The following is a 12,434-nucleotide window of genomic DNA, read 5'->3' on the forward strand; positions in this document are numbered from 1 at the left end:
GCAAGGTGGTGGTCGAGCCGGTGCCGGACGCGCTCGCCGGCGTCGAAGCGATCGTCGGGCCGGCGCGTGGCCGGATCGCCGAGGTCATCGGCCGGTACTCGCCGGAGCAGCAGGAGGTGCTGTTCGACTACTTCGCCCGCGCGGCGCCGGCGTATCGCGAAGCGTCGGAAGAGATCCGGAAGGCGACGCGGGAGCGTCAGGCCGGACGGTAGCTCGTGACTCCGCGTGTAGTACTTTGCGCGAAGTGGTACCGACCGGAGTGAGGTCCCCATCATGGTGCGACGCAACCCCGAGCGGCGGGCGGCGCTGCTCGACGCCTCGATCGAGGTCCTGGCCAACGAGGGCGCGCGCGGCCTCACCTTCCGCGCGGTCGACCAGCAGGCCGGCGTCCCGGTCGGCACGGCGTCCAACTACTTCTCCAGCCGCGGCGAAATCCTCAAGTCCGCGGGGGAGCGGGTCTACGAGCGGCTGGCGGACGACGCGGTGCTCGCGGGCGGCCTCGAGGGGCCGCGTGACCGGGCCCGCGTCACCGAGCTGATGCACGACCTCGTCGACCGCGTGGCCGCGTTCCCGACGGGGTTCCTGGCGCTGCTGGAACTGCGGCTCGAAGCCGCGCGCCGGCCGGAACTGCGGGACGTGCTGACCCGCCGCATCCGCGCGGACGTCGACTTCAACGTCGAGTACCACGAGAAGTCCGGCCTGCCCGGCGACGGCACGACGGTGGTCCTGCTGTCGCTGGCGCTGAACTGGCTGATCATGGAACGGCTGACGCTGCCGGACCTGTACACCGACGAGCAGCGCCACGACCTGGTCGCGGCGCTGGTGGAGCGGCTGCTGGCCGGGCAGCCCGCCTTACCTCCGGGGTAATCGACGCCATGCCGGCGAGCGGCCAGGATTCCTTCCAGGACACCGGGAAAGGAATGCCATGACCGCCTACGGACTCGCCCGCCTGCGCCCGCCCGCCGTGCTGCCGGAGGAGGTTTTCGAATACCTGGAGCGCATCCAGGCGACGCTCGACCCCTACGGCGGCAAGTTCCTGGTGCACGGCGCGCCGGTGCAGGTCAGGGAAGGCGATTGGCCCGGCGGTCTCGTGCTCATCGAGTTCCCGAGCCTCGCCGCGGCACACGAGTGGTACGACTCGCCCGCCTACCGGGAGATCCTGCACCTGCGCGCGGACCACATCCCGGGTGACCTGATCCTGGTCGAGGGCTGCGGACCGGACCACGATTCGGCCGCGCTGGCGGCGGCCCTGCGCGGCGCCGCTTGACGCCGAAAAGCGGATGACAGCCGCCTCCGGAGGAGTAGGTTGCCGCGGTGGAGGAGATCGTCACCCAGCTCGAAATGACCGCCGCCGATCAGCTCAACCCCGCTCCGCTCGTCGATGGCGTTGCGCTGCGGACCATCCGGCCGGGGCCGCTGATCCGCGAGCTGCACCTCCGGATCGGGACGCCCTACCGGTGGCCGAGCGCGTCGCGCGGTGACGAAGAATGGGACCGCTGGCTCGCCGCGCCGCACCGGGAATACCGGCTCATCGAATACCAGGGCGAGGTCGCCGGCGCCGCGGATTTCGAGGCGCAGCCCGGGAACGACGTCGAAATCACCACGTTCGGCCTGGTTCCGGAGTTCGTCGGCAAGGGGCTCGGCGGGTGTGCGCTCACCCTCGTCGTCGCCGACGCGTGGGCGCTGCCCGGGACGCGGCGCGTCTGGCTGCACACCTCGACCCTCGATCACCCCAACGCGCTGCCGAACTACCTGCGGCGCGGCTTCCGCAGCTTCAGCCATCCACTTTGACCGCGATGCCGACCGTCCGGTCTTCCGGGCCGCGCAGCTTCGAGAAGAACATCGTGACGCGCCCGACGATGCCGTACTTGCGGGCGATCGCCCGCCGGGCCTGTTCGGTCCCGGCGGCGTCGAGCAGCCGGGCCTGGCCGGAGACCTTCGCGCCGTGCGTCTTCTGCCCGCGGACGTCGCAGGCCTGGACCTCGACCCGGCCGTCGTTGCGGATGCGCTTGACCTTGCCGGCCTTGCGCACCGACCACAGCACCAGTTCGCCGTCGCGGCCGGCCACCCAGATCGGGGTCGGCACGGCCCGCCCGTCGCGCCGGAACGTGGTCAGGACGACGTAGCGCTCGGCGGCGAGGCGGTCGGTCTCGGAGGTCATGCGCCCACCGTAGCCGGGTGGCGGACGGCGATGCCGGGATAACGGGTGATCAGGCCCGTGTCGTCGTATTCGAGGACGCAGGCGAAGCCGAACGCCGGGGCCGCGTAGCCGTACCGCCCCGGCGCCAGGTGCTCGTAGGTCTGCTCGAGCCGGTCGACGCCGAGATCGGCCGCGCGGACGTACGCGGCCGGCGCCTCGGCCCGGCCGCCGGCCGGCAAGGCGAGTCGGTGCACCGGGAAGGTGTTCGTCATCGCGGACGCCTCGAGGTCGAGGCAGCCGTCCAGGTGCGGCGCGGGCCGCCCGTCGAGCCGCCAGTGCCCGCGGCCGTCCGCTTCGATCTCCAGTTCCCGCGGACCGAGGCCGGCGATCCGCGCCGAGCGAAGTGTCCACTGTGGACTTACGGTGAGGGAGTAGCGCACCGCCCACGCGGCACCGTCCTCCACGGCGGTCGTGGCGCCTTCGACGAGCCAGCCGCCTTCGTGCCGCCGGAACCGGGTGACTTCGAAGCCGGTGCGGGCGTCTTCGTGCCGCCAGGCGGCGCTGCCGGGGAAGGTCATGGCCCACCGTAACCGGCATGAGAGATGCCTAGTCCTTTCGGCGGCGAAAGCCCACACGCCTGGTCGAAGCGTTTCAACACTTCAGCCTGCAACGCTTCTGGGGCTGCATTCCCGCACCCTGGAGGGTATCGATGGCGGTCAGACAGCAAGTACCGGTTCATCCGCAAGCAAGCTTCTTCGGCGCCGGGCCGTATCCCGCGCGCCGGGCCCTCGTCGCCCTCGCCGCCGTCGTGGCGGGGTTCGTGCTGACCGCCATCTGGTCGGCGCCGTTCGTCGACTCCGTGATCGGGGACAGCGTCGCGAACGGGCTGCTCGGGTACGACGCGAAAGCCACCCCGATCAGCGGGGTCCTCGCCGGGACGCTCTTCGCGTTCGTCTCCGGCCTCGCGGGGTCGTTCACCGCCTGCAACATCGCCGCCTTCGGCGCGGTCGCGCCGCTGGTCGGTGACCAGGCGGGGGAGAAGCGGAGCGCGCTCAAGCCGCTCGGCTGGATCGCCGCCGGCATGCTCACCGTTTCGGTCGCCTACGGCGTGATCGTCGCGCTCGTGGGCACGCGGATGCCGCAGTTCGACACCTCGAAGACCACCGGGCTCTCCCCGCGCAGCGTCCAGTCCATGATCGCCTTCGGCGTCGTCGGCCTGGTCTTCCTGCTGATGGGCCTGGTCGCCCTCGGCATCCTCCGCAACCCCTTCGAGGGCTTCACCCGCCGCCACCCCGCGGCGCCGCTGGTGCTGATGGGCGCGCTCATCGGCGGGTTCCTCATCGGACGGCCGTACCCGCTCTTCCGGATCATGTTCCGCAGCGCCGCGGAGGAACACAACGTCCTCTACGGCGCCGCCGCGTTCGCCCTCCAGTCGGTCGGCAACATCGTCGTCATGGCGGTGCTGTTCCTGATCCTCACGCGGGCCACCGGCGGGCGCGTGCAGCGCTGGCTGGCCGCGAAACCGGCGCGGATCGCCACCGTGACCGGCGCCGCGCTGCTCGTCGGCGGCACGTTCACGCTGCTCTACTGGGACGTCCGCGTGCTGGGCAGGCTCGGGATCATCTGGTTCCCGATGATCAACTGGTAGGCCGCCCGAGCCAGCGGTAGTCGGGCGCCGGGTCGAGCTGGACGCCGTTCGCGACGGCGATCAGCTCGGCCTCCGGCCGCGCACCCGACACCGTCAGCCAGCGCCCCGACGGCAGCCGGACCACGACCATCGCGTCCCGCCCGATCGCCGGCGCCCCGAAGAAGCCCTGGCCGCCGCGGACGATCACCGGCGTGGCACCGGTCATGCCGGGGGCGCCCGCGCCGGCGACGGCCCGCACCACGGGGATCGACGGCCGGGCCGGGTCGGCCGCGGTCAGCTCGGTGCGCGCGTCGCCGGGACCGGTGCCCTTCACCGCGGTCGACCGTTCGGCCAGCCCGGCCGGCAGCGGGCCGAACCGCAGCTCACCGTGGACGCCGACCGGTTCGGCGGTGACGGAGTCGGCGATCCGCTTGGCGACCGTGCGGGCGTCCGGGAACCCGGTCACCGTCGCGCACAGCACGTGCTGCTCGTCGGCCAGCCAGGTGACCTGGGCGTCCCCGCCGGAACCGGTGTCCATGGCGACCCGGCCGCGCACCAGGACCTGGTCCTTGATCGACGCGATCTTCAGCGCCGTCTGCGACCACTCGGGGTCGGCGGTGGAGTACGCCATCAGCGTGACCTTGGCGGGGCCCGCCGTCCACTGCCGGGCCTGCGGGGTGATCCCGGGGCCGCCTTCGCGGTACTGCTCGGTGAAGCCCTCCGGCAGCCATTCCGGGCCGTAGCCGAGCACCGGGTGGCTCGCGGCCGGTGCCGGGTCCGGCCGGGTCAGCAGCTGCATGCCGGAGACGGCGCCGACGACCACCACGACCACCGCGGCGGCGACGAGGGCCAGCCGGGACGCCGGCTGCCTCTTCCGGCCGGCGCGCGCGAGCGCCTCGTGCACCGCCCGCCCGTCCGGGGCGCGGGCGGCGAGGCGGTCCAGGCTGTCCCGGATCAGCGTCTCGGTCTCGTGCTCGCTGCGGGTCATTCGGGGGCTCCGGTGGTGACGACGGGGTGGTTCAACCCGGCTTGGCGCAGGGTGGCCAGTGCACGCGAGATCTGGCTGCGCACGGTGGAGGTGCCGCACCGCAGGAGCGCGGCGATCTCGGTGTCGGAGTAGTTCTCGTAGTACCGCAGCACGAGGGCCGCGCGCTGCTTGCGGGGCAGCGTCGCGAGCAGGCCGAGCATGGCGTCCCGCTCGTCGTAGGCGGCCGACGGGTCGGGTTCCGGCGGCCCGAGCGCGTCGAGGACGTCGTGGCTGCTGGCCACCATCCGCCGCACCGCCCGCCGCCGCCACGACAGGTACTCGTTGGTGATCATCCGCCGCACGTAGGTCGGCGGCGCGGCGATGTGGTCCCACCGCTGCTGGGCGCGCAGGAGCACGTCCTGGACGACGTCCTGGGCCAGGTGCGGGTCGTTCGTCAGGACGGTGGCGTAGCGGAGCAGCCCGTCCAGCCGCTCCGCCACGAACTCTTCGAAGGTCACACGCGTCCTTTCGGTCACCACTGTGGACGCGCGAGGAGGCCCGGCCGCTGCGCGGCGGACGGAAGTTTTTTTACCGCCCGAGGACGTCCTCCAGCCGGACGAAGGCGAAGCCGGTGGTCGGCAGGTCGCCGGCCGCCGGGCGGCGCTCGCCGTCGTGGACCACCAGGAGGCCGTGCGGGAAGCGGCGGCCGAGGGACACCGTGCTGATCGCCGAGCCGTCGGAGTGCTCGACCGAGTCCGTGCCGCGGCCCGCGACGATCCGCAGGTCACGGACGTGCTTGCCGTACACGACGAACCGCGAGTCGCCCTGGCTGGAGGCGAACAGCGTGCCGTTCGCCAGCGCGAGGCCCTCCGCGTCGGCGGTCAGCCACCGGCCGCCGTAACCGGGGTCGGGGCCGTCCGGGACGCACTCCTCGGTGGCCGCGTCCCAGCGCTGGGGCACGCCGAAGGAGCGCACGCGGTCGATCAGCTCGGGCCGCCCGAAGCCGGACGGCGTCAGCGGGATCCGCCAGATCCCGACGTCTTCCTGGGCGGTGTAGAGCACGCGGCCGTCGAGCACCGAGCCCTCCAGCTGGGGCCCTTCGCCGGGTTCCTCGCACGGCGACCAGGTCGTGCCGTCCGGCAGGCGGAACCGCGCGGGCAGGTCCACGGTGGCGATCGGCTCGGTGCCGACGGTGCCGCCCGGCCGGTCGACCAGCTTCAGCAGCGCCACCCGCGTCTCGTGCCGCCGGGTCACCGCCACCCACCGGACGCCGGTGCGCGGGTCCCGGCCCGCGGCCAGGCCGTAGGCGGTCCGCTGCCGGTCCACTTCGGACTCGAACGCGGAGAACACCGGCGCGGCGGCGGGATCGGTGACGTCGTGCAGCACGGACGATCCGGCGGCCGAGCCCGCGGGGTCGATCCGGTAGACGCGGACGCGGTCCCGCCCCCGGTCGCTGACGACGGCCAGGTCCCCGACGACGTCGACGTTGTTGAACCGCCCGCCCGGCCCGGCAGGGACCAGCTGCAGCGTCCGCGCGCCGAGGTCGAACGCGGCGAGGCCGCCCTCCTTGAGGGTGCCGAGCACGACGCTGCGTTCGGGGTCGCGCGGGTGCACCCAGATGGCGGGATCGTCGGCGTCGGCGTTGGCGGGGGAGGCGCCGGGGTCGTCGACGAAGGCCTGGGTCTGGAGGACGGGCGCCGGCTCGCGGGGAGCGGCCGAAGCGGGGACGGCGGTCAGGAGGGCGACGGCGGCGACGGCCACCGGGAGGAGTCTGCGCACGCGCGGAAACTAGACGAATCGGATGGCCGGGGCGTGAACGGCGGATGCCGGATCGCGGTGTCGGCCGTGCCATCGGCTGAGGTCCGGAGCCCCTTGACTAGGCTGGTGGCCATGTCTGTCGCGGTGCGGGTGATCCCCTGTCTCGACGTCGACGCGGGCCGGGTGGTGAAGGGGGTCAACTTCGCCGGCCTCCGCGACGCCGGTGACCCTGTCGAGCTGGCCCGGCGCTATGACGCCGAGGGGGCCGACGAGCTCACCTTCCTCGACGTCACGGCCTCCTCCGGCGACCGCGAGACCACCTACGACGTCGTCCGGCGGACCGCCGAGCAGGTGTTCATCCCGCTCACCGTCGGCGGCGGGGTGCGCAGCAACGACGACGTCAACCGGCTGCTGCGGACCGGCGCCGACAAGGTCAGCATCAACACCGCCGCGATCGCCCGGCCCGAATTCCTCAGCGAGGCGTCGAGGCGGTTCGGTGCCCAGTGCATCGTGCTGTCCGTCGACGCCCGGCGCGTGCCCGAGGGCGCCGAGCCGACGGCCTCCGGCTTCGAGGTGACCACCCACGGCGGCCGCCGCGGGACCGGGATCGACGCCGTCGAGTGGGCCGCGCGGGGCGAGGAACTCGGCGTGGGGGAGATCCTGCTGAACTCCATGGACGCCGACGGCACCAAGAACGGCTTCGACCTCGAACTCATCGAACTCGTGCGCAAGGCCGTGCGCGTCCCGGTGATCGCCAGCGGCGGCGCCGGGGCCGTCGAGCACTTCCTGCCCGCCGTGCGGACCGGCGCCGACGCCGTGCTCGCCGCCAGCGTGTTCCACTTCGGGCAGCTGAAGATCGGGGACGTCAAGGACGCCCTGCGCGAAGGCGGGGTCGAGGTCCGGTGAAGGCCTGGCAAGCACCCGTCGAGGTGAAGGTCACCGCCGGCCTGCTGATCGGGTTGCCCGTCGCGTGGGCGCTGCTCGACCTGATCCCGGTGCTGAGCGCCGGGGCGGGCCTGGCCATCTACCGGATGCCCGCGCTCGCGCTGATGCTCGGCGGCGTCGTCACCACCGGGCTGGTCCTCAAACACGGCAGCGCGCGGATCGGCGGCCTGGTCGTGGCGGTGGTGTTCGCGCTGCTGCACGCGTTCCTGCTGCTCGGCGCCGAGCTGTGGTTCAACAAGCTGTTCTCCGGCCTCTCCTTCGCCGGCTACGGCTACACGTTCGTCCTGCTGAACTCGATGCCGCTCAAGCGGCACCTCCTGGGAGCCAACGCATGACCCTCGACGCGGCCGTCTCGGCGCGCCTCAAGCGCAACGCCGACGGCCTGATCGCGGCGGTGGTCGTCGAACACGCCACGTCGGACGTGCTGATGATGGCCTGGATGAACGACGACGCCCTCGCCGCCACCCTCGCCACCCGCCGCGGGACGTACTGGTCGCGCAGCCGGCGGAAGCTGTGGGTCAAGGGCGAGACGTCCGGCCACTACCAGCACGTTCGCGAAGTGCGGATCGACTGCGACGGCGATACTGTCCTGCTGCGCGTCGACCAGACCGGCCCGGCCTGTCACACCGGCACGCACACCTGTTTCGACACCGAGGAGCGCCTCCTCCTGGCCGATGAGAAAGAGCTCGCGTGACCATCGTCGCCGACATCCTGGTCGGGCTCGTCGCCCTGATCCACCTCTACATCGTCGTCCTGGAGATGTTCCTCTGGACGTCGCCGCGCGCCCGCGCCGGCTTCGGCACGACGAAGGAGTTCGCGGAGGAGAGCAAGACGCTCGCCGCGAACCAGGGCCTGTACAACGGCTTCCTGGCGCTCGCGCTGGTGTGGGGCCTGATCGCGAGCGACCCGACCGGGTTCCAGCTCAAGCTGTACGGCATCGTCTGCGTGATCATCGCGGGCCTCTACGGGGCGGCGACGGCCAGCAAGCGGATCCTGTTCGTGCAGGTGGTCCCGGGCACGCTGGCGCTGATCGCGCTGCTGCTGGCGCGGTAGGTCAGCGCAGCCGGTCGAGAACGGAACGCCAGGCCCGCGCGGAGACGGTCAGCTGACCGGCCCGCCGGGCCTTGGTGTCCCGCACGCCCACGACCGGCCCCAGCGCCACCTCGACACAGTTGTCGTTGGGGCCGCTGTAGGAAGACTTGCGCCAGCCGGTCGAGCCCACTATCGCCTCCGTTATCCGGCGGCCTCCCGCAGCAGGGCCTGGGAAGCCTCTTCGCTCAGAGCTAGTCCGCGTAGCACTTTAGCATCGCGCTTATGGCCTGTGGTCTGGGATTCCTCGTGGAGGAAAGCCGTCGAGTAGATGTGTTCGATGGAGGCGATCGGTGGTGAGCCGGGGAACTCGTAGATGTCGAAGGGCCCGATCAAGCCGGGGTGGTAGCCGATCCCGGCGGGCACGATCCGCAGGCTGATGTTCGGGCGCGCGGACATCGCCAGCAGATGATCGATCTGGTCGGACATGACCCCGGTGTCGCCGAAGTTTTCGTGAAGCGAGCGTTCGCCGAGCAATGCAGTGAACCGCACCGGATCCGAGCGAGTGAGAATCCTCTGCCGTGCGAGCCGCACTCGCAGCCGCTTGTCGGCCTGCTCGATCGAAACCGCCGATTTGTCCATGATCGACCGGATGTAGTCGGGGGTCTGGAGAAGCCCGGGGATGATCAGCGGCGACCAGGTGGTGATCGTGGTGGCGGTCCTTTCCAGGTCCAGCCTCGTGGTGAGCGCGAAGGGAAGGTCGGAGTTGCTGGATGCCAGCCAGTTGGGCTCGCGGGCGTGCCGGGCGAGCGTCCGGATCCGGTCGCGCTGCTCCCCGCGGATGCCCAGCAGCGCGAGGATCGCCGACACGTCCTCGACGCTCGGCAGGCGATGTCCCTTCTCCCACGCCGACAACAGCTGAGGCAGGATGCCCAGCTCGTCGGCGAGAACGCGCAGACCAACTTTGCGTCCTTCGCGTTCTTCGCGCAGCGAAGCGGCGAGAGTTCTCGCGGCGGGCCCCGAAGACGTTGGCTTCATGAGCCGATAATACGAATCCCGTCGATTCCCCGAATGTGCGAAGGGTGTCCACGAAATGCGAGGGATCGCGTTTCTTTCCGGCATCCGGGTGACCGGCGGGCCTGCTCACTTGCACGTCCGGCGGGGCCGTCCGGTTGCCTCGGCGCCCTGTGCGGTTTCTCGCAGCACCGCCGTGGCTCGCGGCTTCTAGGCTCGGCTGATGGTGCTCGGCGATCCCCTCCGCGGTCTCGTCCGGCGGCGGGCGCGGTGGCTGGCCGTCGCGGCGGGCGGTGTGGCCGTTTTCGGGTTCTTCGTGGTGGCCGTGGCGGTTTACCTGCTCGTCGTGGCCAAGCCCGTCTTCGACCCGGGGGAGATTCCCGCCCTCATTGTCGTTTTCGCCGGTTCGCTCGCCTTCGCCCTTCTCGGCGCCTGGCGCTTGCGGGTGCTCACCGATCGGATCCGCGTCACCGCGAGCGAGAACGGCTTCGGGGCCTGGCTGCCGCCGTCGACCGCCGACGACCACGACCGCCGGATCGACTTCGCAGCCGAGACCGGCCGGTTGCGCCGGATCGCCCGCCGCGCCGGGGCGCTGATCCTGGTCTGGGTCGCGCTGTTCGCGAGCGGGCTCGCCGGGATGAGCCTGCTCGACGAAGCCGCCGACGAGTTCCTCGCCACCGGTGCCCGGGTCCCCGGCGTGGTGCTGTCGGTGTACGACCCCGGCAAGGGCACGCCGTCGATGCAGGTGCGCTACGGCAGCCGGACCGTGAAGATCGTCCGCGACTCCGGGCACCACTACCACGTCGGCGAGGCGGTCACCGTCGTCGTCGACCCGGCCGATCCGGAGCACGTGCGCACCACGGAAGAGCAGAACGAGAACCAGTTCGTCTTCGGCCTCTGCCTCGTCGCCCTGCTGCTCGGCCTCGCCGGGGCACCGGTGGCGGCCGGGGCCGCGCTCGGCTGGCGGCGCCGGGCGCGGGCGGTCGGCGTCACCGGGTGGCGGGTCGCCACCGTCGACGTCGTGCCCGACCGCTCGATCGGCGGCCGGAAGCGGCCGCCCCCGACCATCCACGTCCGCTACCGGGACGGCACCGGCATCGTGCTGCGTGCCGTGCTTTCGACGCACGGCGCCAAGGCGCTGGCGGACTTCACCGACCGGCTCGCCTGGGTCGGCGGCTGGGGGCGGGAGATGGCCGTCCTCTTCCCGCAGGGACCGCGCCGCCCCGGGCCGTACGCGGTGCCGGCGGCCGCGAAGACGCCGCGCGCCACCAGCGGGTTCAGCCGGACTCGCCGATGACCGGCGATTCGTCCCGCCCGCCGCGGCAGCGGGGATGGCTCGTCGTGACGGCGATCGCGGGGCTCGTCTTCCTGTTCTTCGGTGCGGGCACGGCGTACTCGCTGCTGGTCCCGGACTACGTCTTCGCGGACGGCGAACTCCTCGGCGAGGCCGGCATCCTGACCGGCTCCCTGGTCTTCGCCGCGGTGGGCGTCCACCGCCTGCACGCCCCGGACCGGCGGCTGCTCGCCGCCGTGCCGGACTTCGGCGCCTGGCTGCCCGGGCGGGACGGTTCCCACGGCGAGGGCCGGGTCGATCTCGGCGCGCAGGCCGCGCGTCTGCGCCGGACCGCCCGCCGGGCCACCGGGATCGCCGCCGCCTGGGCCGTGCTGTTCGCGGCCGGCCTCGCCGGGGTGATCGCCGCCGACCGCGCCGCCGCGGACCTCCTGGCCACCGGCGTCCGCGTCGAGGGCTCGGTGGTCGACGTCCTCGACCCGGCGCGGGGCGCGCCGTCGATCCTGGTGCGCTACCCGGCGCCGGAGGTGTCCCGGACCGAGGAGATCGTCCGCGACTCCGGGCACGAGTACCACCTCGGCGAGCCGGTGACCGTCGTCTACGACCCCGCCGACCCGGCGCACGTCCGCACCACCGCCGAGGCGAACGGAAACCGGGTCCTGGTGAATTCCGGCGTCATTTCCCTGGTGACCGGCTTCATCGGGCTGCCGTTGGCGGCGACGGCGGCGCTGGGCTGGTGGCGCCGGGCGCGCGCGGTCGCGGCCACCGGGTGGCGGATCGCGACGGTGACCGTCGTGCCGCCCGGCGGCCGCCGAGCGGACATCGAGGCCCGCTACCGCGACGGCAGCGGCATCGTGCTGCGCTGCGCGCCGTCCTTGCACGATCCCGGCAACCCGGTCCGCCGCCGGGCGTGGATCGGCGGCTGGGGACGGCAGCTGGTCGTCCTCTTCCCGCCCGGCCGGGACCGGCCCGGGCCGTACCTCGTCCCGGTGCTCGCGGCCGGACCGCGGGATCAGCCGATTTCGCCGGTCAGGTAGCGCTGCAGGTTCGGTGCGATCGCCCGGACGAGGACCTCGACGTCCTCGGTGGCGAGCGGCTCGAACTTCGCCACGTACCGGACCATGCCCAGGCCCACCATCTGGCTCGCGCACAGGTTCATCCGCAGCGCGGTGCGGTCCGAGCCCATCGAGGTGATCAGCGCGCTGAAGAACCGCTGGAAGAAGTCGCGCAGCACGTGCCCGGCCTGCTCGTGGCCGGTGACGCTGCGGATGAGCGCCACGAACTGGCCGCCGCCCGCGCTGTCCCAGCGGGTGATGAAGGTGCGGACGATCCGCTCGCCCAGCTCGTCGTCGGGGCCGTGGCGCAGGATCTTCTGCAGCTCCAGGGGGTCGAACGGCAGCTCGAGGACCGCCTGGGCGAACAGGCCCTCCTTGCTGCCGAACCAGTGGTTGACCATCGCCGCGTCGACGTCGGCGCGGGTGGCGATCGCGCGCACGGTCGCACCGTCGTAGCCGTTTTCGGCGAACACCGACCGCGCGGCTTCGATCAGCGCCGTGCGGGTGTCCTGGCCGGCGGGCCGTCGCCCGCGGCGGCGGGCAGTAGTCTCGGTGTTGTCCGCGGTGCTCACGGCTTCAATCATGACTCAACCGCCCGCTGAATTCAA

19 protein-coding genes are annotated in these 12,434 nt (G+C 72.3%); 11 read left to right on the forward strand and 8 right to left on the reverse strand.

Features of this window, described 5'->3' with window-relative positions; all coding sequences use genetic code 11:
- The first annotated feature begins 8 nt into the window (after positions 1–8).
- From ISP_RS12085 to ISP_RS12100, 4 genes are all read left to right on the forward strand, one after another.
- Positions 9–212 (forward strand): hypothetical protein, encoded by a 204-nt coding sequence (locus ISP_RS12085; RefSeq protein WP_014466798.1) that lies wholly within the window; start codon positions 9–11, stop codon positions 210–212.
- A 61-nt stretch (positions 213–273) separates the two neighbouring features.
- The gene (locus tag ISP_RS12090) at positions 274–867 is read left to right on the forward strand and encodes a TetR/AcrR family transcriptional regulator (protein WP_013224147.1); all 594 of its coding nucleotides are present in this window, start codon (positions 274–276) and stop codon (positions 865–867) included.
- 58 nt (positions 868–925) lie between these two features.
- A complete protein-coding gene (locus ISP_RS12095) occupies positions 926–1,267 on the forward strand; it encodes a DUF1330 domain-containing protein (RefSeq protein ID WP_013224148.1) in 342 nt (113 codons plus the stop codon).
- Between the two features lie 47 nt (positions 1,268–1,314).
- Positions 1,315–1,791 carry a GNAT family N-acetyltransferase gene (locus ISP_RS12100; protein WP_013224149.1) on the forward strand — a complete coding sequence of 159 codons (477 nt, stop codon included), beginning with the start codon at positions 1,315–1,317 and terminating at the stop codon, positions 1,789–1,791.
- Here the strand turns inward: ISP_RS12100 and ISP_RS12105 are convergent.
- Together ISP_RS12105 and ISP_RS12110 are read right to left on the reverse strand one after the other, a co-directional pair.
- Complete coding sequence (locus ISP_RS12105; RefSeq protein WP_013224150.1) at positions 1,775–2,161, reverse strand: PPOX class F420-dependent oxidoreductase; 387 nt, start codon at positions 2,159–2,161, stop codon at positions 1,775–1,777. The two genes, ISP_RS12100 and ISP_RS12105, sit on opposite strands and share 17 nt — an antisense overlap.
- The gene (locus ISP_RS12110; protein ID WP_013224151.1) at positions 2,158–2,718 is read right to left on the reverse strand and encodes a putative glycolipid-binding domain-containing protein; all 561 of its coding nucleotides are present in this window, start codon (positions 2,716–2,718) and stop codon (positions 2,158–2,160) included. Before ISP_RS12110 ends, ISP_RS12105 begins: the two co-directional genes overlap by 4 nt.
- A 131-nt stretch (positions 2,719–2,849) precedes the next feature.
- Here ISP_RS12110 and ISP_RS12115 point away from each other — a divergent pair, with 131 nt between their 5' ends.
- Positions 2,850–3,788: a hypothetical protein gene (locus ISP_RS12115; RefSeq protein WP_013224152.1), complete on the forward strand. Its 939-nt coding sequence runs from the start codon at positions 2,850–2,852 to the stop codon at positions 3,786–3,788.
- On the opposite strand, the gene ISP_RS12120 is transcribed toward ISP_RS12115, so the two are convergent.
- The 3 genes from ISP_RS12120 to ISP_RS12130 form a co-directional block, all read right to left on the reverse strand.
- Complete coding sequence (locus ISP_RS12120) at positions 3,778–4,755, reverse strand: hypothetical protein (RefSeq protein ID WP_013224153.1); 978 nt, start codon at positions 4,753–4,755, stop codon at positions 3,778–3,780. The two genes, ISP_RS12115 and ISP_RS12120, sit on opposite strands and share 11 nt — an antisense overlap.
- A complete protein-coding gene (locus tag ISP_RS12125; protein ID WP_013224154.1) occupies positions 4,752–5,252 on the reverse strand; it encodes a SigE family RNA polymerase sigma factor in 501 nt (166 codons plus the stop codon). Before ISP_RS12125 ends, ISP_RS12120 begins: the two co-directional genes overlap by 4 nt.
- Positions 5,253–5,322: 70 nt before the next feature.
- Positions 5,323–6,495, reverse strand: a complete 1,173-nt coding sequence (locus ISP_RS12130; protein ID WP_013224155.1) for a phytase — start codon at positions 6,493–6,495, stop codon at positions 5,323–5,325.
- A 129-nt stretch (positions 6,496–6,624) separates the two neighbouring features.
- Here ISP_RS12130 and hisF point away from each other — a divergent pair, with 129 nt between their 5' ends.
- The 4 genes from hisF to ISP_RS12150 are packed head-to-tail and all read left to right on the forward strand — an operon-like array spanning position 6,625 to position 8,490.
- Positions 6,625–7,398: an imidazole glycerol phosphate synthase subunit HisF gene (gene hisF, locus ISP_RS12135; RefSeq protein WP_014466799.1), complete on the forward strand. Its 774-nt coding sequence runs from the start codon at positions 6,625–6,627 to the stop codon at positions 7,396–7,398.
- Complete coding sequence (locus ISP_RS12140) at positions 7,395–7,772, forward strand: hypothetical protein (protein WP_013224157.1); 378 nt, start codon at positions 7,395–7,397, stop codon at positions 7,770–7,772. The genes hisF and ISP_RS12140 overlap by 4 nt, the downstream gene beginning before the upstream one ends.
- Positions 7,769–8,131 (forward strand): phosphoribosyl-AMP cyclohydrolase, encoded by a 363-nt coding sequence (gene hisI, locus ISP_RS12145; protein ID WP_013224158.1) that lies wholly within the window; start codon positions 7,769–7,771, stop codon positions 8,129–8,131. Before ISP_RS12140 ends, hisI begins: the two co-directional genes overlap by 4 nt.
- A complete protein-coding gene (locus ISP_RS12150) occupies positions 8,128–8,490 on the forward strand; it encodes a DUF1304 domain-containing protein (protein WP_013224159.1) in 363 nt (120 codons plus the stop codon). Before hisI ends, ISP_RS12150 begins: the two co-directional genes overlap by 4 nt.
- 1 nt (position 8,491) lies before the next feature.
- Here ISP_RS12150 and ISP_RS12155 read toward each other — a convergent pair whose 3' ends face one another.
- Entirely contained in the window at positions 8,492–8,659 is a 168-nt protein-coding gene (locus ISP_RS12155) for a DUF397 domain-containing protein (RefSeq protein ID WP_013224160.1), read from the reverse strand.
- An 11-nt stretch (positions 8,660–8,670) separates the two neighbouring features.
- Positions 8,671–9,504 carry a helix-turn-helix domain-containing protein gene (locus tag ISP_RS12160; protein ID WP_013224161.1) on the reverse strand — a complete coding sequence of 278 codons (834 nt, stop codon included), beginning with the start codon at positions 9,502–9,504 and terminating at the stop codon, positions 8,671–8,673.
- Between the two features lie 199 nt (positions 9,505–9,703).
- Between ISP_RS12160 and ISP_RS12165 the strand changes: the two genes are divergently transcribed.
- Both ISP_RS12165 and ISP_RS12170 read left to right on the forward strand, forming a co-directional pair.
- Complete coding sequence (locus tag ISP_RS12165) at positions 9,704–10,777, forward strand: DUF3592 domain-containing protein (protein ID WP_013224162.1); 1,074 nt, start codon at positions 9,704–9,706, stop codon at positions 10,775–10,777.
- A complete protein-coding gene (locus ISP_RS12170) occupies positions 10,774–11,808 on the forward strand; it encodes a DUF3592 domain-containing protein (RefSeq protein ID WP_013224163.1) in 1,035 nt (344 codons plus the stop codon). Before ISP_RS12165 ends, ISP_RS12170 begins: the two co-directional genes overlap by 4 nt.
- Here the strand turns inward: ISP_RS12170 and ISP_RS12175 are convergent.
- Positions 11,784–12,410: a TetR/AcrR family transcriptional regulator gene (locus tag ISP_RS12175; protein ID WP_013224164.1), complete on the reverse strand. Its 627-nt coding sequence runs from the start codon at positions 12,408–12,410 to the stop codon at positions 11,784–11,786. The genes ISP_RS12170 and ISP_RS12175 overlap by 25 nt on opposite strands.
- Positions 12,411–12,434 lie beyond the last annotated feature (24 nt).

The organism is Amycolatopsis mediterranei (assembly GCF_026017845.1).
GTDB classification, from domain to species: Bacteria; Actinomycetota; Actinomycetes; order Mycobacteriales; family Pseudonocardiaceae; genus Amycolatopsis; species Amycolatopsis mediterranei.